The organism is Pseudomonas sp. SZ40 (genome assembly GCF_052958135.1).
The window spans coordinates 29,074-52,282 of record NZ_JBQWIF010000009.1 but is presented as its reverse complement, the minus strand read 5'-3'; the positions used below and the strand labels follow the sequence as shown (position 1 = coordinate 52,282).

The window sequence follows — 23,209 nt, the reverse complement described above, 5'->3', positions numbered from 1 at the left end:
GGAGAGCTAGCTAAATGTCGAGATCTGCCGACTATACAATTCAGGGCTTTTTATATCAGTTCAACAAAACTCTTCTCGAAATACTCAAGTCGCCTGATGACGCCATAATAAAAATAGAAGGCATAGTTGAAGACATTGAAATACATACGACCTCAAGCATAGAGGCGATTCAATGCAAATATCACGAAACACAAGATAAATTCTCCCTAAGCACCATATACAAACCCCTCCTTCAAATGATGCAACACTTTCATATGAACAATGACAAGAAAATAAAGTACAAGCTTTTCTGTCATTTCCCACTAGACCCAAGCATTCAAATAGATATTACCAAAGCCGACTTAGAAACAACATTAAAAACCGAAAACAAATTATTCAAAAAGTATGTTGACGAGCTTAATGGAAAAGTAGATTTAGATAGTTTTCTAAAGCAGTTCTCTATTGAGATAGGCTCTTCACTAGAAAATCTAACAGAAGATATATATCTACTTTTAGAAAATCTAGGATTCCCCTCTGACGACATAGAGATACTCACCTACCCCAATGCAATTCAGCATATAGCTGAATTAAGCATTAAGCATGCATCCGAAGAGCGAAAAACAACAAGACACAAAACAGTAAAATTACTGAAAGACATAAAGAGAACAGCAATTTCGAAATGGACGCTCGCACTAAAATCAAAGAGCAAACTATTAAAAGAAAAAAGAAATCAATTAAAACAAAATCTGGATAAAAATTCTCGACTTCGCTACCTAATAGTCAACCCAGATGAAGTAGACAATTTTGAAAGTGAATTCGTCTTGTTCATCCAAGACTACCAAGAAAAATACCATTTCAAACCTGCACACACTCAAACCCCCATCCTCTGTTTGCTATCAACACTTGATGAAACCAAAGAAATTCAGCTCAGACTTGAAATGAAAGGCATCACATGCCACGACGGAATAATTGCAGGGATTAAATTTGATGAGAGTCGTTTTTTCAAAGATCCTATTATAAAAAAACCAAAGGGAGCAGAAATGCAAAGGGAATTCGATCTTAGAATAATATGCTGGGATAACGCGACTCAAACTTTAAACAATAAGAAAGCCGACGACATTTTCGTTATAGCCAACTCCACTCCAAAAGAACTGGATACAAGAGACGTAAATATCGAGGTTCTTTCCACCCGTTCCTTGCAAGAAATCAAGTACATGATGGGGGTAAGCCATGCCTTTGAATAAAATAGGACAAGTAATCTCGTGCTCACCCAGCTCAATATCTATCGCAATTGATGGATTAGAGACATTTGAAGAAAATAAGAAAGACTTACAAATAGGGAGACTTCTAAAAATATCCCAAGGCAACAGCGACTTCACCATTGCCACAATAAGAAATATAAAAGGCATTGACGCCTATCAAAATGACGGGGCTCTTATCTGGCAGTTTCAAGTAGAGTGCCAAGCAATAGGAACAATGAGTTCTGATGGGAAATTTGACAGAGGCAGCCTCTTATTACCCGTCCCCACAGAGCCTGCATATATAGCTGACCACGACACTATAGAAAAGCTTTTCGCTGAAGATAACGAGCATGACTTCCCATTAGGAAACCTATCTCTAAATAAAGACATTTCGTTAAAGATTAATGGAAATCGTTTCTTCGGAAAACATATAGCAATTGTTGGCTCAACTGGCTCTGGAAAATCCTGCACTGTTGCTAAAATCTTACAAGATGCTGTCGGAATTTCAGAATCACAGAACAAGAGCATCGCAGCTCAAAACAATTCTCACATTGTAATTTTCGATATTCACGACGAATACACAGCAGCATTTAACCTACATGAAGACGAGAAATTCTCGCTAAACCGACTAGACATTGACTCATTACAGCTCCCCTACTGGCTAATGAATTCAGAAGAGCTGGAGAGCATGTTTATAGAGAGTAACGAGTCAAACTCACACAACCAAGTAAGTCAATTCAAAAATGCCGTAACCCTAAACAAAGAGAAGCACAACTCTTCCCTACTAGGAATAACGTACGACACGCCTGCATACTTCAGCATCAAAGAAGTATATCAATATATTGAAAACCTAAATCGAGAAGTCATTGGCCGACTCGATGGGGAAGACCGCCCAAAACTTGCCGACGGACAACTTGTAAACAATCGATCCGACTTTTATTTTGATAAAAAATTAACTTTCATTGCACAATCCACCGCAGCGGCAACAAAAGCAGGCAATGGCCCGTTTAACGGAGAGTTCAATAGATTTGTTTCCCGGCTAGAGACAAAGCTTTCTGACAAAAGACTAAAATTTCTCCTTTGTGCAGAAAAGAGCGACGGCACCCCGTACAAAACCGATGATTTCACAGACTTGATGAAGCAATTTATTGGCTATCTCAATAAGTCTAACGTCACTATCATAGACCTTAGCGGAATACCATTTGAGGTTCTCAGCATCACCGTCAGCCTCGTATCAAGATTAATATTTGACTTCTGCTTCCATTATTCGAAACTACAACATGCAAAACAGTCTCTTAACGATATCCCCGTAATGATTGTTTGTGAAGAAGCACACAACTACATACCAAGAAGCAATGATGTAGCTTACAGATCGTCCCGAAAATCTATCGAACGAATTGCGAAAGAAGGCAGAAAATATGGGCTTAGCTTAATGATTGTCAGCCAAAGGCCATCTGAAGTATCAGAAACCATTTTTGCTCAGTGCAACAATTTTCTGTCACTCAGACTAACCAACGATGCCGACCAGAACTATGTAAAAAGACTTTTCCCAGACAACACCAATTCTATTACTGATATCTTACCAAACCTTTCCCCTGGTGAATGTATTGCCGTAGGGGATGCAATATTACTTCCAGCAGTCATAAAGATGCCATTACCGTCTCCAGAGCCGCACTCTTCAAGTGTGAAGGTTCACAAGGAATGGAAGGAGAACTGGAAGGATATTAAATTCGATGACGTAATTAAACGCTGGAGAAAAGAGTAAACTTAAAACCCACGAGCACAGTAATAGCCGATCATGAAAACGATCGGCTTTTCAAACCAAAATTTAATCTTTTGAATCAAATACCCACTGACGATTTTTCTGAAGAGAAAGTACGCACTTAGTGTCATCAACAGCGTAAACCACAAAACCTTCCGCTCCGACATCATCACCCTCAATATAGCTAAACCTATTCACAGTACACCTCTCGATACTCACATCAATAGGCGGTGGTTTTACTTCATTTCCGAGCAAATTAAAAAACCGTCCATCATCTTCCACAAATCGTACGGAAAACTCACTTTCTTTGTGCTGTACATCAGCAAAGTTTTTCAAACCTTCGGGTGATAAAATGCCACGACAAAATTCATGACCATCCCCAACCCCCTCAACTAAATCCCCCTCCACAAGAGACGCATATCTAAACAGCCTTTCCTCGTCTTCTATTGAAATGTTGAATTTTTTTACGGTAATCGGCTGAAAAACAACGCTAGAGATCACGCGACAAGCATTTACCAAATCAACATGCCAACCTATTGCATCAATAAAGACTGCAGCATCCTCCAAATGTCCAAGACCTACTCTATGAGCTTGCTTGTCTTTAATTATCTCAATTGAGAACCCACACACTCCTCCGCTACGAAAGTGTTTGATGATTTTTTTGATATTCGAGAAATACCCTAATCTATTGACATCTTGACCAAGCCAAAGACTGGAGTTGAAATTAACGTCCAGCTTAGGAAACTCCCCCGACAAAGAGAACTCAAATTTCACTGAGAGCAGGCCAGAATAAGCTTGCCCGGTAATTTTCCCATATTTGGTGCCTGATACTAATATAGATTTGAAATTAGCAAGCTCCTCTTCATCACCATTTTCCAGTAATAAATTAATAACAAGCTCAATTTCTTGCCCAGCCATCCCTAGACGCAACCGTCCTTTTTTCTCCTTCGAAATCTCTTCGAATAACTTCGAATCAGAGAATTCAAAATCATCCCGCTCAAGAGTGGCTGTTTCTCCGTATTCAACCATTCGCCTAATTGAATCTTCAACGCCTTCAGATTTTCTTATATTTAATTTAAAACTTCCTTGCTCGCCTGGCCTTGAAAAAATCTGGTGCTCTAGAACGCCATCACTCTGCATTGCGACTTTAACTAGAAATCTTGGATCCAGTTCATTTAATCCATGTTCATAACCAAGAACAATATCTTGGACTGGGGCTTTTAGAGGGTCGCCCTCTCCTACAAATTCAGCAATAGAACGACCAACTGCTCTTCTAATAGCGTTATCATGGTCAAGTTGACTAATTAGCTTCTGCCCTACATTACTCATCGACCATTTTTCAGCTTCCTCTTTCCAAGCTTTCAGTAGTTCAATTGAAAATCTGGTGGGGTCAGCATCAATTAATCGGGAGTGTGTTTGACACAACCACAAACCATTTTCATAGCCTCTTCGCACATCTTTGCTCATGCGAGGATCATAGCGGGGGCCGCCGGGAGAGGCCGCACATATATGAGCAGCAACACCAATACTAAACGAGTTATCGCGTAACTTTTTTGCTCCACCAGTAATCACTCTGCAACTGGGCATAGAACACACATCCCCAGCCATTTCTTTAATCTTTCTAATTGTAGCCGGACTGAAATCATCCCTTCTTTGAGATCCTCTCTTAGCCACCTAATAACCTCTCAATAATTTAAAATCACAAGGGCCTAAAAAATACAACTAGATTCCAAGAAAATAATAACGACAGATAAAACCTCAGTATCAAAAACTTTCACAACTACCTGCACCAGACAGACCTAAATTTTACACACATTAGTTTTGAACGAATACCCCCGCTCTTCTTCCCTTATTATTAGATATCGCCCCTCATCCCCTTTTATGCCTCGCTCGTTCTCATCTAGCTTACAATCCACGAACTTCCTACCATCTAACAAATATAATGAGAATGGCAATTGCTTATCTAGAAAACCATCAAAATCGCGAGCCCACTCTTGCCCTTCACTCTTCAAGAAAACAAAGAGTAATAAAAATGCAAAAAAACGGGCAGCCAGCGTGGTCTTTGCAAGATAACTGCTGAAAGTATTTCCGAGAAAACTAAAGCAGGGGTTCTGAACCAACTCCTTACACATCAACAAAACCATAAAGAATATTGGTATGAATACAAAGCTCATAGTCATTAAAAAAACCGAAATCCCCCACGCGAATAAAGGAATCATCATGACAGTGAGTATAGCCTTAGTATAAGTAGCAGATACAAAGTCAACCTTGGTTACAATATTTATAGCATTTTCCGCCAATCCAAGAGCAATATTAGAAAGTAGAAAATAAACTATTAGCAAACATGCCTTCCCTAAGGAGGTTTCCCAAATCCGCTTATATACCATTACGAGATCAGAGGTAACCCCGAGACCTAACATACACACTGCGAAATATAAAATATTAAGTTCATTATTTAAGCCAAATAACCTCATAATGATTGCAAAAAGCACTACAGAGTAACCAAAAGCATATAGCTTTTGGCTCCTAGAAGCGGTTGAGCAAAAGACAGAGTTTTTATCCAGAAGCAACTTAGCAAAACGCTGACTATTAGTTAGATTTAGATTGCAATCCTCTGCACTTTTCAATTCTTCAGTTCCTTCCAAATTTCCATTATTTCATCCTATTCAGCAGCGTCGTAAATACCTGAAGTTCACATGCAATTTTTTCACAAAACGAGTCCATTCAACGACCTCTACGGTTACGCCAAGGGCGACGAAGTGCTGCTGTGCCTGGCGCATTGCCTCAATGAAAGGATCGACCCGACACGTGACTTCGTCGGCCATATCGGTGGTGACGACTTCCTGCTGGTGTTCGGCTCGAAGGACTGGCGTGCGCGCCTCAATCGGCTGCTGGAGGACTTTCAGGGGCAGTGCCGGCGGTTCTATCTGGATGAGCATCTGGATGCTGGCTGTTTCGTCAGCCACAACCGCCAGGGGCAACGGGAGGAGTTCGCGCTGCTGTCGCTGTCACTCGGCGTCGTTCATCTGCATCCGCAACACTGCACGCTGCTGGACGCCAGCGAGCTGGCCGGTCTGGCCTCGGAAGCCAAGCGCCATGCCAAGGCGATACCCGGTTACAGCCTGCACGTGATCGATACGCACACCCTGCAGGGCGCGCTCACTCAGGGTTCCGCGGGGTAATCGAACTCGAACACCCGGGCCACTTCGGACGCGTGCCACGAGGCGGCCGCAACGCCGTCAGAGGCACCCTCGAAGCGCCCCAGGCGGGTCACGCATTCGAAGAAACCGGTGCGCGGCAGGCGGCTGGCTCCCTGGCTGATGACCAGCGCGCTGCGCAGTGGGCGCTCGCCGCGGGCATCCAGTGCGGCCAGGTGTTCGAGAGCCGCGGTCAGGGTCTGCATGGCGGGCGCCGGCAGCGCCAGGCGTTCGATCAGCGCGCGATAGGTCAGCAGGTGGCGCTGCCGCCGCGCATCGTCCAGTGCGGCCAGCAGGGCGTCCCAGTGCACGCGGCTGATGCGCACGCTCATGCACCCGCCTCCCAGCCGGAAATGCCGAGTACCCAGGCCAAGGCACGCAGGATCGCGGCATCGGGCTGCCGCTCGCCACTTTCGATCATGCCCAGGTAATGAGGACTGATGCCGACGGCGCGCGCCAGCTCATCACGGCTCAAGCCCTTGCCCTCGCGCAGCGTGGCCAGTTGGGCCAGGGGTTTGGGGGCATCGGCGGTGGGCTTTTCGGTAGCCGGTGCCGCCGCACTCTTGCCTGCAGCCTGCAGCAGCGCCTGGTATTCGGCCCAGGGCAATACCGCGTACTCGGGTTCGCCGTCGCGCTCGATCACCTGTAGATTCATGCTTAATTTCTCCGCGAGGCGCAGCGTCCCTCTGCGTGGTCCGGCCTGGGCGATAGCGCCTGCCGTGTTGTTCGCGCATCTTATCAGCGATCCCGCACCCAGCGCTCGTCACACGATCGCCGCCGCGGCGATCATCGCCCGGCTGCAGCGCCCTGCATGAAGAACTGCATCAGCGAGGTGCCCATGCTGGCCCGTGCGACCCGACCACGACGTTCACCATCGACGAGCCCGAACAGCAGGGAGGCGAAGAGCTCGGTCAGCACTGGCGCACCGATGTCGATGCGAAATACATGCTCGCGCTGCCCACGCAGGAAGAACTGATCCAGGGCGTTGGTATAGGGCAACCAGCGTGCATCTTCACCGCACTCATGCAGCGAGTCCGGGCGCCACTGGAACATCAGGAATACCAGCAGATCACGGTGAACCAGATGGCCGTCCACCAACCGCTGCAATGCCTCCGGCGCTGGCGAGTTCTGCAGGTCGGCTTCGGCGATGACCGTGTTCATGACCACCGAGCCGTAATCGAAGAGCATGTCGATCAGATTGTCGCGAGTACCGCAAAAACGATTCAAGGTGGCCTTGCTCACCCCTGCGGCCTGAGCTATTTCCTTGAAGGTGCCACGCGGGTGCTCGACCATGGCAACGGCCAGGGCCTTGAGCAATTTCTCTTCAGCGGCAGGTTTATCCATCAAAACAGTCTTCACTCATTCAGTGGTGGCGGCGCGCCATTGTGCAGGAAAAACCTTTTTCTTCAAAAGGACGGTCAAGTTTAGTCACAAAAAATGCAAATGAGTCAATATTGACTCATTTGCATTATCAGCTGATCATTCGCGCCTTTCGAGAACTAACTAATGAGGGGCATCGCCCCAGGTGAAGCATGAGCAGGATTCGCGAACGTTGCGTTTTTTCGGCGATAACCCTTTTGGTGGTGATCAGCCTCGCCGGCTGTGACAAAGGCGAGCAAGGCTGGGGCGAAGCGCCTCCCCGCGAAGTCGATGTACTGACCGTCAAGACCGAGCCCTTCACCGTGGTCGCCGAGTTGCCGGGCCGTATCGAGCCCGTGCGCGTCGCCGAAGTGCGCGCCCGGGTCGCCGGTATCGTACTCAAGCGCACCTTCGAGGAAGGCGCCGACGTCAAGGCAGGCGACCTGCTGTTCCAGATCGACCCTGCCCCGTTCAAGGCGGCGCTGTCCCGGGCCGAGGGCGAACTGGCCCGCGCCGAAGCGCAGCTGTTCCAGGCTCAAGCCACCGTCAAACGCTACGAGCCGCTGGTCAAGATAGACGCGGTCAGTCAGCAGGACTTCGATGTCGCCCGTGCGGCCCTGCAAAGCGCCCAGGCTGACAAACGCTCGGCTCAGGCCAATGTGGAAACCGCCAAGCTGGACGTGGGTTATGCCCAGGTGCGTGCGCCCATCGCCGGCCGTATCGGTCGTGCGCAGGTCACCGAGGGCGCGCTGGTCGGTCAGGGCGAAACCACCCTGCTCGCACGCATCCAGCAACTCGACCCGGTGTACGCCGACTTCACCCAGCCAGCCGCCGACGCCTTGCGCCTGCGCGCCGCCATCGCCGACGGCAAGGTGTCCGGTGACGGCGACAAGACGCTGTCGCTGCGCGTCGACGGCACCGATATCGAGAGCAAAGGCACCCTGCTGTTCACCGATATCTCGGTGGACCGCAGTACCGGCCAGATCGCCCTGCGCGGACGCTTCGACAACCCGAATGGCGTGTTGCTGCCGGGCATGTACGTGCGCGTGCGCACGCCGCAGGGCCTCGATCAGGATGCCATCCTGGTACCGCAACGCGCCGTGCAACGCGCTGCGGACGGCAAGGCCAGCGTGATGCTGCTCGGCGCCGAGAACACCGTGGAAGTGCGACCGGTCACCACCGGCGCCATGCAAGGCGCGCGCTGGCAGATCACCGAAGGCCTGAAAGCCGGCGACCAGATCATCACCAGCTCCCTGGCGGCAATCCGACCGGGCGCCAAAGTCGTACCGCGCCAGCCAGGCGCTGAAGCGCAGAACGACACCACTCCCCAGGCGCAATAAGTCGGAGCAACGACATGTCCTTGTTTTTCATCCGGCGCCCCAATTTTGCCTGGGTAGTCGCCTTGTTCATCACCATGGGTGGCTTGCTGGCCATCCCCTTTCTGCCGGTGGCGCAATACCCCAACGTGGCGCCGCCACAGATCACCGTCACCGCGACCTACCCGGGCGCTTCGGCACAGGTGCTGACCGACTCGGTCACCAGCGTGATCGAAGAAGAGCTCAACGGTGCGAAAAACCTGCTGTACTTCGAGTCCACCAGCAACGCCAACGGTATCGCTGAAATCACCGTGACCTTCCAGCCCGGGACCAATCCCGAGCTGGCCCAGGTCGACGTGCAGAACCGCTTGAAACGTGCCGAGGCGCGTATGCCTCAAGCGGTTCTCACCCTGGGCATCCAGACCGAGCAGGCCACTGCCGGCTTTCTGCTGATCTACGCGCTGAGTTACAAGGACGGCAGCGCCAACGACGACACCACGGCGCTGGCCGACTATGCGGCGCGCAACATCAACAACGAGATCCGCCGTGTGCCGGGCGTCGGCAAGCTGCAGTTCTTCGCCTCCGAAGCCGCCATGCGCGTGTGGATCGACCCGCAGAAACTGGTCGGGTACGGCCTGTCGATCGACGACGTCAACAACGCCATTCGCGCCCAGAACGTACAGGTACCGGCGGGCGCCTTCGGCAGCACGCCGGGTACGGCGGAGCAGGAGCTGACCGCGACCCTGGCGGTCAAGGGCACTCTGGATAATCCGGAAGAGTTCGCCGCCATCGTGCTGCGCGCCAACCAGGACGGCTCGCGCCTGACCCTGGGCGATGTCGCACGCATCGAAATCGGCAGCCAGGATTACAACTTCGGCTCACGCCAGGACGGTAAGCCGGCGGTTGCCGCCGCCGTGCAGCTGGCGCCGGGCGCCAACGCCATCCAGACGGCCGAAGCGGTCAAGCAGCGTCTCACCGAGCTGTCGGCCAACTTCCCGGACAACGTGCAATTCTCCACGCCCTACGACACCTCGCGGTTCGTCGACGTGGCCATCGACAAGGTCATCATGACCCTGATCGAAGCCATGGTGCTGGTGTTCCTGGTGATGTTCCTGTTCCTGCAGAACGTGCGTTACACCCTGATTCCGGGGATCGTGGTGCCGGTGTGCCTGCTCGGTACGCTGACCTTCATGTACCTGCTCGGCTTCTCGGTGAACATGATGACCATGTTCGGCATGGTGCTGGCCATCGGCATTCTGGTGGACGATGCCATCGTGGTGGTGGAAAACGTCGAGCGGATCATGGCCGAAGAAGGCCTGGAGCCCCTGCCGGCGACCATCAAGGCCATGGGCCAGGTCTCCGGAGCGATCATCGGCATCACTCTGGTGCTGTCGGCGGTGTTCCTGCCGCTGGCGTTCATGGCCGGCTCGGTGGGCGTGATCTACCAGCAGTTCTCGCTGTCGCTGGCGGTGTCGATCCTGTTCTCGGGTTTCCTCGCCCTGACCTTCACCCCGGCCCTGTGCGCCACCCTGCTCAAACCGATTCCCCAGGGTCATCACGAAAAGACCGGCTTCTTCGGCTGGTTCAACCGCAAGTTCACCGGGCTGACGGGCCGCTACACGAAGCTCAACAGCAAGCTGGTGCCGCGCGCCGGGCGCTTCATGCTCGTGTATCTGGGCATCGTGATTCTGATGGGTTTCTTCTACCTGCGCCTGCCGGAATCCTTCGTGCCGGTAGAAGACCAGGGCTACATGATCGTCGACATCCAGCTGCCGCCGGGGGCCACCCGCGAGCGTACCTCGACGACCGCCAAGGAACTGGAAGAATTCCTCGCCACCCGCGAGGCCGTGGCTACTTCGTTCGTGGTGCTGGGCTTCAGCTTCTCGGGCATGGGTGAAAACGCCGCCATCGCCTTCCCGCTGCTCAAGGACTGGTCCGAACGAAACGACGAGCAATCCGTGCAAGCCGAGACCGCTGCGGTCAACGGGCGCTTCGCCAACCTCGACGACGGCGCCATGATGGCCGTTCCACCGCCACCTATCGAAGGGCTGGGCAACTCGGGTGGTTTCTCCCTGCGCCTGCAGGACCGCGCCGGCCTTGGCCGTGAAGCGCTGCTCGCAGCGCGTGACGAAGTGCTGGGCAAGGTCAACGGCAATCCGCTGTTCCTCTACGGGATGATGGAAGGCCTGCCCGAAGCGCCGCAATTGCGTCTGGTCATCGACCGCGATCAGGCACGTGCCCAGGGCGTCAGCTTCGAGTCGATCAGCAGTGCGCTGTCCACCGCGTTCGGCTCATCGGTGATCAACGATTTCGCCAACGCCGGCCGCCAGCAACGCGTCGTCGTGCAGGCCGAGCAAGGCGCACGGATGACACCGGACAGCGTGCTCAAGCTGCACGTACCGAACGACAGCGGCAGCCTGGTGCCACTGAGCGCCTTCGTGACCACCCAGTGGGAAGAAGGCCCGACCCAGGTGGCCCGTTACAACGGCTACCCGTCGATCCGCATTTCCGGCGACGCCGCCCCAGGCGTCAGCACCGGCGAGGCCATGGCCGAGCTGGAGCGCATCGCCGGTGAACTGCCGGAGGGCATCGGCTACGAATGGACGGGCCTGTCCTACCAGGAGAAGGTCGCCAGCGGTCAGGCGGTGATGCTCTTCGCCCTGGCCATCGTGGTGGTGTTCCTGCTGCTGGTCGCCCTCTACGAGAGCTGGGCGATTCCGCTGACGGTGATGCTCATCGTGCCGGTCGGCGCCCTCGGCGCGGTACTTGCGGTGACGGCCATCGGCCTGCCCAACGACGTGTACTTCAAGGTCGGCCTGATCACCGTGATCGGCCTGGCGGCGAAGAACGCCATCCTCATCGTCGAGTTCGCCAAGGATCTGTGGGAAGACGGTTATTCCCTGCGCGATGCCGCCATCGAAGCCGCCCGCCTGCGCTTCCGGCCGATCATCATGACCTCCATGGCCTTCATGCTCGGCGTGGTCCCCCTGGTGATCGCGAGCGGCGCCGGCGCTGCCAGCCAGCGCGCCATCGGCACCGGGGTACTTGGCGGCATGTTCAGCGCAACCTTGCTCGGGGTGATCTTCGTGCCGATCTTCTTCGTCTGGCTGCTTTCGCTGCTGCGTACCAAGCCGAAGCAGACCGACAATCACCCCCTGCATAAAGCGGAGTAATGCCATGACTTCCCACATCATGCTGCGCCCCGCCCTGCTGGCCCTGGCCATCACCCTCGGCGGCTGCTCTCTGGCCCCTCATTACGAGCGTCCTGATGCACCGGTCGCCGAGCAATGGAGGACCGCCAGCACGGCCGGCACCCGTGCCGACGCGCTGGACTGGCAGACCTTCATCGTCGATGCCGACCTGCGCCGCGCGGTGGACACAGCCCTGAGCAACAACCGCAGCCTGCGCCAGGCGCTGCTGGATATCGAAGCGGCGCGCGCCCAGTACCGTATCCAGCGCGCCGATCGCCTGCCGTCGATCAACGCCAACGCCACCGGTAACCGCCAACGGCTGCCGGCCGATCAGTCGCAGACCGGACGCTCCGAGGTGACGAGCGTCTATCAGGTTGGCCTGGGCCTGGCAGAGTACGAAGTCGACCTGTTCGGCCGCGTGCGCAACCTTTCCGAGGCGGCACTGGAAACCTACCTGGCCACCGAGGAAGCGACCCGCGCCACGCAGATCAGCCTGATCGCCGAAGTGATCCAGGCCTACCTGACCCGCGACGGCGCATTGCGCCGCATCGCGCTGGTCGAGCAGACGCTGGACAGCCGCCTGACCTCGCTGGATCTGGTCAGCAGGCGTCGCGAGGCCGGCACCGCCACGGCGCTGGACTACCAGGAAGCGGTCGGCTTGGCCGAACAGGCCAAGGCCGAGCGCGAGAGTACCGAGCGTCAGTTGCGCCAGGCGGACAACGCCCTGGTGCTGCTGCTCGGCACCCCGGACGTGGAGCGCCTGCTGCCCGCCAAACCGCGCGACAACCTGATGGTGCTGCAGGACATCGCCCCAGGTACCACCTCGGCGCTGATCGAGCGGCGCCCGGACATTCTGGCCAGCGAACACCGCCTCAAGGCACGCAACGCCGATATCGGTGCTGCCCGTGCGGCGTTCTTCCCGCGCATCACCCTGACCGGTTCGGTAGGCAGTTCCAGCACCGAGCTGTCGGGGCTGTTCGATGGCGGCTCGCGGGCCTGGAGCTTCGCGCCAAGCCTATCGCTGCCGATCTTCGCCGGTGGCCGCAACCGTGCCAATCTGGACCTCGCCGAAGTCCGCCAGGACGCTGCGGTGGCTGAATACGAAGGCACCATCCAGACCGCCTTCCGAGAAGTCGCCGACGCCCTCGCCGCCACCGACACGCTACGCCGCGAGGAAGCCGCGCGGCGTGCACTGGCCGACTCCAGCCGGGCTGCGGAAACCCTGGCCGAGGCGCGCTACAGAGGCGGTGTGGACGACCACCTGCGCTACCTCGACGCGCAACGCAGCAGCTTCACCGACCAGACCACCCTGATCCAGATCAGCACCGAGCGACAACTCGCCCTGGCCGACCTGTTCAGGACCCTGGGCGGTGGCTGGGCGGGCGATGGCGTGGCCAGGGCCGATACGTCCCCCGTGCAACGCTGATGAAAGGGCGTGCTGGCGAAAGCCGCACGCCCTTTCTCGTTCAGTTCAACAAGGCGATCAACGCGGGAACGCTGAGTACCGCCGTGTAGTAGCCCATGAACTGCACACCGATGTTGAAGCCCAGGAAGCGTCCCAGAAAGCCGCCGAGCAGGCCGATGGTGACGATCACCAGCAGCCCGAGCAGGCCGCCCTCCCAGATCCCGACCACCAGCACCAGGCCGATGAAGGTGGCGATCACCGCTTCGTGGCTGATCCTGCGCGACACAAAGGAAGCCGCCTGGTGAGCGAAGTTCATGGTGAAGGGATAGGCGATCAGAATGGCCACCAGTACCGCCATCATGCCGTAGCCGAAGAACTCCCAGTTGTTGAGCAGGTTATGCAGGTTATTGACCTCACCGGTGACGCTGTCGACGGTGAAGCGCGGCGGTGCGTTGAACAGCGGCGCTGCAGGCCCGGCAGCCACCGGGCTGAGCGGCAGGCCGAAGGCGATCAGCGGAATCAGCGCCTCGGCAATGTAGGTCGATTCGGTCACCCCGTTACGGGCGGTGATCACCGTGGTCAGCCGCTCATAGGCCTGTTTGATGCGTGCACCGATCAGCTCGCCCATGATCACCGTCATGGCCACCGGGCTGAACACGAAGGTGGCACTGGTCACGCTCGCCGCCATGGCGGTCATGCGCGTCTGTCGCTTGTTGATCACCCGGAACGGGTTGGGAAAGTAACCGCGCCAGCCCTTCATGTCCGGCGCCAGGGAGAACACCCGATACTCATCACGACGCATGCGTTCACGCTCGGCAGGCGCCAGCATCGAGAACAGCGAAGTGATCAGCGGTGCCACGGCGATGCCGAGGAAGTAGCTGACCGCCAGCTTGACGCCGTACTGGGCCGTGAGGGTCTGCAGGGCAACGATCACCAGCACGAACGGCAGCAAGGCCAGCACCGAGGCCCAGCGCCCGGCCGAGAAGTAGGCAATGGTGAAGGCGGCGCAGAGGAACACCCAGGGGGCGAACTGCTTGATGACGTCGCCGAACGGCGCCAGCAGTACCGCGAACAGTACCGCCAGCGGCACCGCGATGACTGCCGCCACGGCGCCACCGGAAATCATCTTGCGCAGCGCCACGTGGGGTACACCGAGGCGGCGCAGGTGGTTGGCGTCACCAATCAGCGCGGTCGCCGAGGTATCACCGGGAATGCCCAGCAACGCGGTGGGTACCGCATGGGTCATGTGCTTGGCCACCGCACCGGCCAGGAAGAAGGTGAGAATGCCGGCCGGCGGCGCGCCGAGCAGCACCACGAGCATGGTCAGCGGCGCCAGGGTGGTGGTTTCGTCGGTTCCCGATACCAGGCCGATGGCTGAGAACAGCACGGCGCCGAACAGGCCGAGCGCCAGGGCCATGAGTATTTCGTAGAGCAGGCCTTCCATCACGAGCGTCCTCCGCTCAGCGCCAGGGACGCCCGCGTATCCACGTCGGCCTCGGCAGCGCCCTGCTCGCGGGCCTGTTCTTCACGGGTCTGGGCATCACGAAACAACTCGTAGAGGCCGAGCTCGTGGAGTTCGGCGACCACTTCGGGGGAGGTGTCCTCGAGGCGGCCAAGGCTGCCGTATTCCTTGAGCAGATCATTGACCACCTGCTCGCGAAAGGCCGGATCCGCCACGTGCTCGACCACATCGCGCTTGGGCTTGAACAGCATGGCGCTGATCGCACCACCGCCCAGGCAACCGAGAATGCCGAAGAGCATGGCGTAGGCCTTGGCCATCTGCGCGGATTCGACGAGGCCACCGAGTATCAACAACGCCAGCCCGTAGGCCCCCAGGCTGACGATGGCGCTGACGATGATGGCCAGCACCAGATGCCTGGCATCGACGGTGTCGCCCCACACCTCGTAGAGGTTGTCGGTGTTGCGCGCCGCGGCCGCGCTGGGCGGTGTCGCGGCCGGTCTGGCAAGCTCTTGGCTCATGGTGTCCCCCGCCCTTTCGGGCTCTTGTTGTTATTGAGGAAGCAGCTGGTTGGCGACCACGCGGTCGGGTTCGTATGCACTACGGGTGCCGACCATGGCGCCCGCCGTATCTCCTGGTCATGCAGCGCCGGCAATACCTAGGCTGGCGCTTCCCTGGGTGATCACCTGCCCCGCCTGATTGGTCAGGCGCAGCGCCAGGATCACTCGCCCGGCCTCTACCGCGACGACCTCGCCAGAGGCGGTCAGCACATCGCCGACGTAACCGGCGCGCCGATTGCTGTACTGGAAGTTGAGCAGTTCGTCGCCCTCTTCCATCCAGTCGTACACCAGTTGGCTCAGCCAATCGCCCTGCAACGGGCCGTCCACCAGCAGCGCCGGATGCCCCTCGCTCTGCTGGGCATAAGGCAGGTCATAGTGGATACGGTGGGCATTCCAGATGGCCGCGTTGTACAAAAACAACTGCACGGTGCCGGGCCGGTACTCACGCTCGGGCAGCCGCTGGCCTGCTCTGATCATCTGCCTGACCATGCTCACCTCGCGATCCGGGTCAGGCGTTCGGTCACTACCGGCTCACCCGATTCGGTTTCAAAACGGTTCTCGAACACCAGAAAGATCAGCGGCCCTTCGGCGCCCTGTTTCTGGTAGATGTCCAGCAGGGTCTGCCGACACAGCAGCACGTCGCCGGCGAAGATCCTCCGGTGCACCTGGTACTCGCTGCCGCCAGCCATGATGCGCTTGAGCGGCAACTCGGGAATCAGTGGGTCGTCGGGCTTGTGTCCGTCTTCCAGCAGTTGCTCCAGCGGCAGCACCGGCATCGTCGCGCTGAACAGGAACAGCAGCGGCGCTTCGTCGCCATCGAGATAACGTCGCTGGCGCTGCCCGGTGGCCACGGCATATTTCCTGATGTCGTTGCGGTTCACTTCGAAGCGCGACGGGGGCAGCGAGGTGCCGATACTGCGCCGGGCCTCATCGCTGATCAGATCCACCATCAGATCACCCCCAGCCGGACCAGCTCGGCGTATTCGCCTTCGTCCAGGCCGAGCCACTCGCGGTAGATGGACGCGTTGTGCTGGCCGACCGAGGGTGCGCTGGCACCGCGCTCCAGGGTGCCACCGGAGAGTTTGATCGGGTTGCCGAAAACCTCGAAACGGGCACCCTGGCAGTCGACGGGCACCACCATGTCGCGTTCGCGCAGGTGGGGATCGGCCACCACTTCATCGATGCTCTTGATTGGCGACAATGGGAAACGATCACCCGTCATGGCTTCCAGTTCGGCCTTGGTGTGGGCGCCAAGCCAGCGCTCCACGGCAGGTTTGACCTTACGCAGGTAGACGTCGGTCTCGAAGCGCTTGGCCATGCTGTCGACCTCGGGGTCGGTGGCCATCGCCTGGTCACCGAAGGTCAGGCAGGCCTCGCGCCAGAACTTGTCGGTGTAGGCACCGAAGAACACGTAGCCATCCTTGCAGGCGTAGCGCCCGTAGGGGCGCACGAACGGATGGCCATTGCCCTCGGGCACCGTGACCTTGCCGGTTTCGGTATAGGTCACCAACGCGTTTTCGGTGAGCGAGACGATCGAGTCCTGCTGCGATACGTCGACCAGTTGGCCGAGGCCGGTGCGCTCCGCTTCACGTAGCGCACCGAGGGTACCGATGGCGGCATACAGCGCAGCGGATAGATCACCCAGCACCGTGCCCACGCGCATCGGCTCCTCCACCGTGCCATTCATGGACCAGAGCCCGCCGCTGGCCTGAGCACTGCTGTCAAAGGCGGGCCGCAGCGAGTTCGGGCCGTACTGACCGAAGCCACTGATGGCGGTGAACACGATGGCGGGGTTGACCTCCCTGAGCACCTCGTAGCCCAGCCCCAGCTTGGCCATGGTGCCGGGCCGAAAGTTCTCGATGACGATATCGGCCTTGCGCACCATGTCCAGAAAGGTGGCCTTTCCCTCGGCCTTCTTCAGGTCGAGACCAACCGCCATCTTGTTGCGGTTGAACTGGGCGAAGAAACCACTCACTGGCTCGGCGCTGTCGCGGTTGAGCGGTGGAAACTCTCGGGTGAGGTCGGGATCGGCGGGGTTCTCGATCTTGATCACCGTGGCGCCCATGTCGGCCAGCAGCATGGCGCAGTAAGGGCCGGCGACAACGCGCGTCAGGTCGAGGATGGTCACGCCCTTCAGAGGGCCGGCCGTTCTGGCGAAGCTCGCCAGTGCATCGGTAAGTGAGTTCATGCGTTCTCCTGTGTCGGTACGTCGCCACCGGAGCGCCGAGGCGCCTCCGTAAAAAAGCCAACATACGCTCGGACAGTGAGTTGACGGAGTGATCCGGGCAGCGCGACGTAATGGCTGTCGCGGGCTGGTCCGCACCCTTTCCGGGTTGTTGTTATCCTGCTCTGCAACGGGTCAATGGGCCTTGGTGCGCATGGCGTTGGCCACCCTCGAAGCCGACGGCTTGCCCAGGGCCGCGTCGATGAAAGCACCAGCCTCGAGCAGTGCCGACAGATCCACGCCGGTTGCCAGGCCCTGGTCCTCGAGCAGATAAACCAGCTCCTCGGTTGCCACATTACCGGTGGCGCCGGGCGAATAGGGACAGCCACCGAGCCCGGAAACCGAACTGTCGAACACCCTTACTCCAGCTTCCAGAGCGGCCTGAACATTGGCTACCGCCATGCCGTAAGTGTCGTGGAAATGCCCGGCCAGGGCCGTGATCGGCATCTCGCCGGCGCAGGCCTGGAGCAGCGTTCTGGTCTTGCCTGGCGTGCCTCTGCCGATGGTGTCACCGAGGCTGATCTCGTAGCAGCCCATGGCATGCAGCTCGCGGGCGACCCGTACCACCTCCGCCACCGGCACCCCACCACTGAACGGGCACCCCAGCACGCAGGAAACATAGCCGCGTACCGCCACGCCCTGTTCCAGCGCCTTGCCCAATACCGGCTCGAAGCGCTGCAGGCTTTCGGCGATGGAGCAGTTGATGTTCTTCTGCGAAAACGCCTCGGAAGCGGCGGCGAATACCGCCACCTCCCGGCACCCCGCCTGCAGTGCAGCATCCAGCCCCTGAAGATTGGGCACCAGCGCCGTATAGGTCACCCCCGGGCGTTGCCCGAGGCGGCGCAGCACCTGATCGGAGTTGGCCATCTGCGGCACCCAGCGCGGCGATACGAACGCACCGACCTCGAGCGTCCGCAGCCCGGCCGCGACCAGCCGATCGATCAGCGCCACGCGCACCTCGACCGGCAGGGTCAGGGCTTCGTTCTGCAGGCCGTCGCGAGCGCCGACCTCCACCAGCCTTACCGCATCCATGCTCATTGCCCGCGCTTTTCGCGCAACAACGCCTCGGCACGGTCGGCACGTACGTCCCGGGTTTCGACCATGCGCTTGACCAGCCAGTCCAGCTCATCGCCACGGGCACCGGCCGACAGCGCGATATTGCGCGCATGCAGGGCCATGTGGCCGCGCTGGATGCCTTCGGTGGCCAGTGCACGCAAGGCTCCGAGGTTTTGCGCCAGGCCGACGGCGACGGCGATCTCCCCCAGCTCCTGGGCACTCTTCACGCCCAGAATGCGCAACGACAACTGCGCCAGCGGATGGGTCTTGGTGGCACCGCCGACCAGGCCGAGCGGCATGGGCATCTCGATGGTGCCGACCAGGTGGCCTTCACGATCCTTCTCCCAGGTGGTCAGGGAGCCGTAATGACCATTGCGGCAGGCATAGGCATGGGCACCCGCCTCCACGGCCCGCCAGTCGTTGCCAGTGGCCACCACCAGCGGGTCGATGCCGTTCATGATGCCTTTGTTGTGGGTCGCGGCGCGGTACGGGTCGATGGCCGCGAAGGTATAGGCATCGATCACCCCTTCGATGACCTCCGTGCCCTTGTAATCGGCGGTATCCAGATGTTCCGGGGCGATCCGCAACTGGGCACGCGCCAGGCGCAGATCGGCGAGATTGGAGAGAATGCGCAGGCGCACCTTGCCGCCCGTGAGCTGTTCCATCAGCGGCGCCACGGCCTCGGCCATGGTGTTCACCGTGTTCGCGCCCATGGCGTCGCGCACATCGACGATCAGGTGCGCGACCAGCATCGGCCCGCGGGGGCTGTCGATGAAGGTGTGCACCTCGATATCACGGCAACCGCCGCCCAGGCTGTTCAGCAACTGATCCTTGCTGTTGGCCAGGGCGATGATCTCGTCCTTGTTGCGCAGCAGGCTGAGGCGCGCGTTGTAGGGATCGCTGACGCCGATGATCTGTACCTGGGCACGCATCAGCGGCGCACTGCTGGAGGTCTGGAAACCACCTGCCGGGCGGGTCAGCTTGGCCATGAACGAGGCCGCGGCGACCACCGAAGGCTCCTCCACCACCAGCGGGATCAGCATCTCCCGGCCGTTGATGCGGAAGTTGCTGGCCAACGCATAGGGCAGCTCGAACGTACCGATCACGTTCTCGATCATGCCGTCGGCGATCTCCAGTGGCAGCGCACCGGCGTCACGCAAAAGCGCGGTTTCCTCAGCGGACAGGCCAAGCAGCTGCTGCACGTGCTCGAGACGTTGCGAGGGGGACAGGTTACGGAAATCGGGCAGGCGGGAATCGATCGACATGGGCGCTCCTCGGGGAGTCGTTTGTTCTTGGTTGCGACGAACGTTATCCTCACTGTATCCCTGAAAGAAGGTACAGTTTGCCCGGACACTTCATTCCTGTACCCAGGGATTTGCGCCATGCCCAGACAGACACTCGCCCAGAAAGTCGCCGATGCCATCGCCAGGCAGATTGCCGATGGCGCGCTGCAGGCGGGCAGCAAGCTGCCCTCGCTGCGCGAGTACATGCGCCTGCACGGGCACTCCAAGAACACGGTGATCACCGCCTACGAGCACCTGGCCTCGCAGGGGCTGGTGGAGGCTCGACACGGCAAGGGGTTCTTCGTCTGCAGGAGCGTCAGCGCCAGTGTCGAGGACGACGAGTCGCAGCCCTATACCCGGGCCCTGGACACCATCTGGATGATGCGCCAGCAGTTCGTCCGTGACCCTGGCCATTCACACCTCGGCGAAGGCTTTCCGCCGGTGGAATGGCTAATGGACATGCGCCTGGACAAATTTCACCGCCAGGTAGTGCGCGGCGGCGTGACCACCCTGTTTCGCTACGGCACGCGCCTGGGCAATCCCGGCTTGCGCCAGCGCCTGGCGCAAAAACTGGCGGACTACCGCATCGCCGTCTCGCCCCGGCAACTGGTCACCACCCTGGGCGCCAACCACGGCATGGATCTGATCATCCGCCGCTACGTCATTCCCGGCGACCCGGTATTGGTCGAGGACCCAGGCTATTACCCGCTGTTCGGCAAATTGCAGTTGCAGGGCGCACGCATGCTCGGCGTACCGCGGGAAGCCGACGGGCCGGATCTGGATGCGCTGGAGCGGGTGCTGAAAAGAGAAAAACCCAGGCTGTTCTTCCTTCAGTCGGTGGGTCATAACCCCACCGGCTCGGACATCTCCCCCGCCAAGGCCCACCGCCTGCTGCAGATTGCCGAAGCGCACGACCTGCTGCTGGTGGAGAACGACGCCATGGCCGACTTCAAGCCCAGCTCGGCGATGAAACTCACGGCGCTGGACCAGTGCGAGCGCACCCTGTACCTGGGCAGTTTTTCCAAATCGATTTCCGCCGCCTTGCGCGTCGGCTTCATCGCCGGCAGCAAGCAGCGCATCGAGGAACTGGCCGACCTGAAGATGCTGCTGCACAACAGCGGCGCCGAATACAGCGAGCGCACCATCGAGGTGATCCTCGGCGAAGGGCATTTCCTGCGCCACCTGTCACGCCTGCAGGACCGCCTGCGCGCCGCCACGCAACGCGGGCTCGAGGTGCTCGACGAACTGGGTGCCGAGGTGTTCTGCCGGCCGGAGCAGAGCCTCTATCTGTGGGCACGCTTTGCCGGTATAGATGACGCCAATGCCCTGACCCGACATTGCCTGACCCAAGGCGTGATGCTCGCACCAGGCTCGATCTTCGCCGTCAACCGACAGACGCCGGTGCCCTGGACGCGGCTCAACGTGGCTTATCTGGATGACCCGGCGTTTCGCCGCAGCCTGATGCGTTGAGAGCATCAGGCTACCTGCAACCGGAAACGCGCAGCGATATCCGTCAGACCCGGAAGCCCGCCACCAGGCCATTGAGGCTAACGGCGAGACGGGACAGTTCCTGACTGGCCGCGCTGGTCTGGTTGGCACCCGCGGAGGTTTGCAGGGACAGATCACGAATGTTCACCAGGTTACGGTCCACCTCGCGGGCCACCTGTGCCTGCTGCTCCGAAGCGCTGGCGATGACCAGGTTGCGCTCGTTGATCGAGCCGATGGCCTGCACGATGCCGTCCAGCGCCTGACCGGCCGATTGCGCCAGGGACAGGGTCGACTCGGTACGCAGGGTGCTGCTTTCCATTGCCTTGACCGCGTGCTCGGTACCCTGCTGGACGGTCTCGATCATCTGCTCGATTTCCCGGGTCGACTGCTGGGTACGATGCGCCAGCGCCCGCACCTCATCGGCTACCACCGCAAAGCCACGGCCCTGTTCGCCGGCCCTGGCGGCTTCGATGGCTGCGTTCAGGGCCAACAGGTTGGTCTGCTCGGCGATCGCACGGATCACGTTGACCACCTGGCTGATGTTGCGCACGTTGCCAGCGAGCTTGCCGACCTCGTCGGACGTCGAGGTGACGTCCTGGGCCAGCAAGTGAATCGAATCGACGGTCTGCCGCACCTGATCCTGCCCCTGGCGTGCGTTGCTGTCCGAATCGCGGGAGGCCTCGGAGGTGCTCACCGCGTTCTGCGCCACCTCTTCCACCGCAGCGGTCATCTGGTTGACCGCAGTGGCGGCCTGTTCGATTTCGTTGTTCTGCTGATGCAGGCCGCGGGTCGAATCCTCGGTCACCGCGTGCAGCTCTTCGGAGGCGGATGCCAGCTGGTTCGAGGAATCGGCAATCTGCTGGAGAGTCCCGCGCAGGCTGCGCTGCATGACGGCCAGCGCCTGCAACAGCTGGGCAGGTTCATCGCGTCCATCGTCGCTGAACGCGAGGGTGAGATCGCCCGCGGCAATGGTTTGCGCAACGCCAACCGCCTTGCTCAGCGGCCTGACGATACTGCGGGTGAGCAACACGGCCAGGAAGATGGTCAGCAACGTGGCGACCAGCATCACCGACACCACGATGGTGTTACCACTGCCATATACGTTTTCGCTCTCGGCCGATGCCTGGTTGGCGCCCTGGCGGTTGAATTCGGTCAGTTGCTGCAACTCGCGGACGATGGTGTCGCCCTCTACGGCCATCACTCCGGTGATCATTGCCTTGGCCTGCTCACCTTGCCCGCTACGTATCAGATCGACCACCTCGACCTGATGTTTCATGTAACGCTCCTTGATGGCGACCAGGCGCTGATACAACTCACGTTCGGCCTCGGAATCCACCAATGCCGCGTAGCGCGTCTGCGCACGCTCCAGGTCGGCCTTGGCTGCATCGATGAAGGCCAGGGCGTCGCGCCTCGCCTGCTCGTCGTCGAGGACGTACAAACGCAGGGTCAGGGCCCTGACCCGCAGCGTCGCCGTGCTCAATTCGTTCAGCGCCAATGTCGCGGGAAACCACTTCGACTCGATGGCATCGGACATGCTGTCCATGCGCTTCATCTGCCCCAGGGTAGTAACCCCCAGAACCACCACGAGAATCGCCAGCGCGGCGAAAGACAGACCCGCGCGCAAACCGATTTTCACATTCCTGAACGACATCTCACCTGCTCCTGGATCACTAAAAATTCTGCTCAGGC

19 protein-coding genes and 1 pseudogene are annotated in these 23,209 nt (G+C 58.5%); 7 read left to right on the top strand and 13 right to left on the bottom strand.

Annotation, left to right across the window (positions count from 1 at the left end; genetic code table 11):
* The first annotated feature begins 14 nt into the window (after nt 1-14).
* Complete coding sequence (locus ACT9T4_RS09645; RefSeq protein ID WP_499116684.1) at nt 15-1,223, top strand: hypothetical protein; 1,209 nt, start codon at nt 15-17, stop codon at nt 1,221-1,223.
* Nucleotides 1,210-2,985, top strand: a complete 1,776-nt coding sequence (locus tag ACT9T4_RS09640) for an ATP-binding protein (protein WP_499116683.1) — start codon at nt 1,210-1,212, stop codon at nt 2,983-2,985. The genes ACT9T4_RS09645 and ACT9T4_RS09640 overlap by 14 nt, the downstream gene beginning before the upstream one ends.
* Nucleotides 2,986-3,048: 63 nt before the next feature.
* On the opposite strand, the gene ACT9T4_RS09635 is transcribed toward ACT9T4_RS09640, so the two are convergent.
* Nucleotides 3,049-4,656, bottom strand: a complete 1,608-nt coding sequence (locus ACT9T4_RS09635; RefSeq protein WP_499116681.1) for a hypothetical protein — start codon at nt 4,654-4,656, stop codon at nt 3,049-3,051.
* Nucleotides 4,657-4,781: 125 nt separating this feature from the next.
* Nucleotides 4,782-5,609, bottom strand: coding sequence for a hypothetical protein (locus ACT9T4_RS09630; protein ID WP_499116679.1), 828 nt, complete (start codon nt 5,607-5,609; stop codon nt 4,782-4,784).
* A gap of 93 nt (nt 5,610-5,702) precedes the next feature.
* Here ACT9T4_RS09630 and ACT9T4_RS09625 point away from each other — a divergent pair.
* A pseudogene (locus ACT9T4_RS09625) lies at nt 5,703-6,164 on the top strand (diguanylate cyclase domain-containing protein); the annotation flags it as partial.
* On the opposite strand, the gene ACT9T4_RS09620 reads toward ACT9T4_RS09625, so the two are convergent.
* The 3 genes from ACT9T4_RS09620 to ACT9T4_RS09610 form a co-directional block, all read right to left on the bottom strand.
* Complete coding sequence (locus ACT9T4_RS09620) at nt 6,146-6,511, bottom strand: hypothetical protein (RefSeq protein ID WP_179538653.1); 366 nt, start codon at nt 6,509-6,511, stop codon at nt 6,146-6,148. The pseudogene ACT9T4_RS09625 and the gene ACT9T4_RS09620 overlap by 19 nt on opposite strands.
* A complete protein-coding gene (locus tag ACT9T4_RS09615) occupies nt 6,508-6,834 on the bottom strand; it encodes a helix-turn-helix domain-containing protein (protein ID WP_042556148.1) in 327 nt (108 codons plus the stop codon). The genes ACT9T4_RS09620 and ACT9T4_RS09615 overlap by 4 nt, the downstream gene beginning before the upstream one ends.
* A 131-nt stretch (nt 6,835-6,965) precedes the next feature.
* Complete coding sequence (locus ACT9T4_RS09610) at nt 6,966-7,523, bottom strand: TetR/AcrR family transcriptional regulator (protein ID WP_042556149.1); 558 nt, start codon at nt 7,521-7,523, stop codon at nt 6,966-6,968.
* 188 nt (nt 7,524-7,711) lie between these two features.
* On the opposite strand from ACT9T4_RS09610, the gene ACT9T4_RS09605 reads away from it, so the two are divergent.
* The 3 genes from ACT9T4_RS09605 to ACT9T4_RS09595 are packed head-to-tail and all read left to right on the top strand — an operon-like array spanning nt 7,712 to nt 13,471.
* Nucleotides 7,712-8,878: an efflux RND transporter periplasmic adaptor subunit gene (locus ACT9T4_RS09605; RefSeq protein ID WP_499116676.1), complete on the top strand. Its 1,167-nt coding sequence runs from the start codon at nt 7,712-7,714 to the stop codon at nt 8,876-8,878.
* Nucleotides 8,879-8,892: 14 nt separating this feature from the next.
* Nucleotides 8,893-12,027: a multidrug efflux RND transporter permease subunit gene (locus ACT9T4_RS09600; protein ID WP_042556151.1), complete on the top strand. Its 3,135-nt coding sequence runs from the start codon at nt 8,893-8,895 to the stop codon at nt 12,025-12,027.
* Between the two features lie 4 nt (nt 12,028-12,031).
* Nucleotides 12,032-13,471: an efflux transporter outer membrane subunit gene (locus ACT9T4_RS09595; protein ID WP_499116674.1), complete on the top strand. Its 1,440-nt coding sequence runs from the start codon at nt 12,032-12,034 to the stop codon at nt 13,469-13,471.
* A gap of 40 nt (nt 13,472-13,511) precedes the next feature.
* On the opposite strand, the gene ACT9T4_RS09590 is transcribed toward ACT9T4_RS09595, so the two are convergent.
* The 7 genes from ACT9T4_RS09590 to ACT9T4_RS09560 form a co-directional block, all read right to left on the bottom strand.
* A complete protein-coding gene (locus ACT9T4_RS09590; RefSeq protein ID WP_499116673.1) occupies nt 13,512-14,894 on the bottom strand; it encodes a tripartite tricarboxylate transporter permease in 1,383 nt (460 codons plus the stop codon).
* Nucleotides 14,894-15,430 (bottom strand): hypothetical protein, encoded by a 537-nt coding sequence (locus tag ACT9T4_RS09585; protein ID WP_499116671.1) that lies wholly within the window; start codon nt 15,428-15,430, stop codon nt 14,894-14,896. The genes ACT9T4_RS09590 and ACT9T4_RS09585 overlap by 1 nt, the downstream gene beginning before the upstream one ends.
* A 117-nt stretch (nt 15,431-15,547) precedes the next feature.
* Nucleotides 15,548-15,946: a hotdog family protein gene (locus ACT9T4_RS09580; RefSeq protein WP_499116669.1), complete on the bottom strand. Its 399-nt coding sequence runs from the start codon at nt 15,944-15,946 to the stop codon at nt 15,548-15,550.
* Nucleotides 15,947-15,960: 14 nt separating this feature from the next.
* Nucleotides 15,961-16,419, bottom strand: coding sequence for an FAS1-like dehydratase domain-containing protein (locus ACT9T4_RS09575; RefSeq protein WP_499116667.1), 459 nt, complete (start codon nt 16,417-16,419; stop codon nt 15,961-15,963).
* On the bottom strand, nt 16,419-17,657 hold the full coding sequence (locus ACT9T4_RS09570) for a CaiB/BaiF CoA transferase family protein (protein WP_499116665.1): 1,239 nt from the start codon (nt 17,655-17,657) through the stop codon (nt 16,419-16,421). The genes ACT9T4_RS09575 and ACT9T4_RS09570 overlap by 1 nt, the downstream gene beginning before the upstream one ends.
* A 171-nt stretch (nt 17,658-17,828) precedes the next feature.
* Entirely contained in the window at nt 17,829-18,731 is a 903-nt protein-coding gene (locus ACT9T4_RS09565) for a hydroxymethylglutaryl-CoA lyase (protein ID WP_499116663.1), read from the bottom strand.
* On the bottom strand, nt 18,728-20,014 hold the full coding sequence (locus ACT9T4_RS09560) for a hydroxymethylglutaryl-CoA reductase, degradative (protein WP_499116661.1): 1,287 nt from the start codon (nt 20,012-20,014) through the stop codon (nt 18,728-18,730). Before ACT9T4_RS09560 ends, ACT9T4_RS09565 begins: the two co-directional genes overlap by 4 nt.
* Before the next feature lie 117 nt (nt 20,015-20,131).
* On the opposite strand from ACT9T4_RS09560, the gene ACT9T4_RS09555 reads away from it, so the two are divergent.
* A complete protein-coding gene (locus tag ACT9T4_RS09555; RefSeq protein ID WP_499116659.1) occupies nt 20,132-21,502 on the top strand; it encodes an aminotransferase-like domain-containing protein in 1,371 nt (456 codons plus the stop codon).
* Nucleotides 21,503-21,545: 43 nt separating this feature from the next.
* Here the strand turns inward: ACT9T4_RS09555 and ACT9T4_RS09550 are convergent, their stop codons facing one another.
* Nucleotides 21,546-23,171 carry a methyl-accepting chemotaxis protein gene (locus ACT9T4_RS09550; protein WP_499116657.1) on the bottom strand — a complete coding sequence of 542 codons (1,626 nt, stop codon included), beginning with the start codon at nt 23,169-23,171 and terminating at the stop codon, nt 21,546-21,548.
* Between the last annotated feature and the right edge of the window lie 38 nt (nt 23,172-23,209).

What these genes read in the sequence shown, in the direction of transcription:
- ACT9T4_RS09575 (WP_499116667.1), bottom strand. Translation starts at nt 16,419, where the DNA reads ATGGTGGATCTGATCAGCGATGAGGCCCGGCGCAGTATCGGCACCTCG.
- ACT9T4_RS09620 (WP_179538653.1), bottom strand. Translation starts at nt 6,511, where the DNA reads ATGAGCGTGCGCATCAGCCGCGTGCACTGGGACGCCCTGCTGGCCGCA.
- ACT9T4_RS09570 (WP_499116665.1), bottom strand. Translation starts at nt 17,657, where the DNA reads ATGAACTCACTTACCGATGCACTGGCGAGCTTCGCCAGAACGGCCGGC.
- ACT9T4_RS09595 (WP_499116674.1), top strand. Translation starts at nt 12,032, where the DNA reads ATGACTTCCCACATCATGCTGCGCCCCGCCCTGCTGGCCCTGGCCATC.
- ACT9T4_RS09645 (WP_499116684.1), top strand. Translation starts at nt 15, where the DNA reads ATGTCGAGATCTGCCGACTATACAATTCAGGGCTTTTTATATCAGTTC.
- ACT9T4_RS09555 (WP_499116659.1), top strand. Translation starts at nt 20,132, where the DNA reads ATGCCCAGACAGACACTCGCCCAGAAAGTCGCCGATGCCATCGCCAGG.
- ACT9T4_RS09590 (WP_499116673.1), bottom strand. Translation starts at nt 14,894, where the DNA reads ATGGAAGGCCTGCTCTACGAAATACTCATGGCCCTGGCGCTCGGCCTG.
- ACT9T4_RS09585 (WP_499116671.1), bottom strand. Translation starts at nt 15,430, where the DNA reads ATGAGCCAAGAGCTTGCCAGACCGGCCGCGACACCGCCCAGCGCGGCC.
- ACT9T4_RS09605 (WP_499116676.1), top strand. Translation starts at nt 7,712, where the DNA reads ATGAGCAGGATTCGCGAACGTTGCGTTTTTTCGGCGATAACCCTTTTG.
- ACT9T4_RS09640 (WP_499116683.1), top strand. Translation starts at nt 1,210, where the DNA reads ATGCCTTTGAATAAAATAGGACAAGTAATCTCGTGCTCACCCAGCTCA.
- ACT9T4_RS09560 (WP_499116661.1), bottom strand. Translation starts at nt 20,014, where the DNA reads ATGTCGATCGATTCCCGCCTGCCCGATTTCCGTAACCTGTCCCCCTCG.
- ACT9T4_RS09615 (WP_042556148.1), bottom strand. Translation starts at nt 6,834, where the DNA reads ATGAATCTACAGGTGATCGAGCGCGACGGCGAACCCGAGTACGCGGTA.
- ACT9T4_RS09600 (WP_042556151.1), top strand. Translation starts at nt 8,893, where the DNA reads ATGTCCTTGTTTTTCATCCGGCGCCCCAATTTTGCCTGGGTAGTCGCC.
- ACT9T4_RS09580 (WP_499116669.1), bottom strand. Translation starts at nt 15,946, where the DNA reads ATGATCAGAGCAGGCCAGCGGCTGCCCGAGCGTGAGTACCGGCCCGGC.
- ACT9T4_RS09610 (WP_042556149.1), bottom strand. Translation starts at nt 7,523, where the DNA reads ATGGATAAACCTGCCGCTGAAGAGAAATTGCTCAAGGCCCTGGCCGTT.
- ACT9T4_RS09565 (WP_499116663.1), bottom strand. Translation starts at nt 18,731, where the DNA reads ATGAGCATGGATGCGGTAAGGCTGGTGGAGGTCGGCGCTCGCGACGGC.
- ACT9T4_RS09550 (WP_499116657.1), bottom strand. Translation starts at nt 23,171, where the DNA reads ATGTCGTTCAGGAATGTGAAAATCGGTTTGCGCGCGGGTCTGTCTTTC.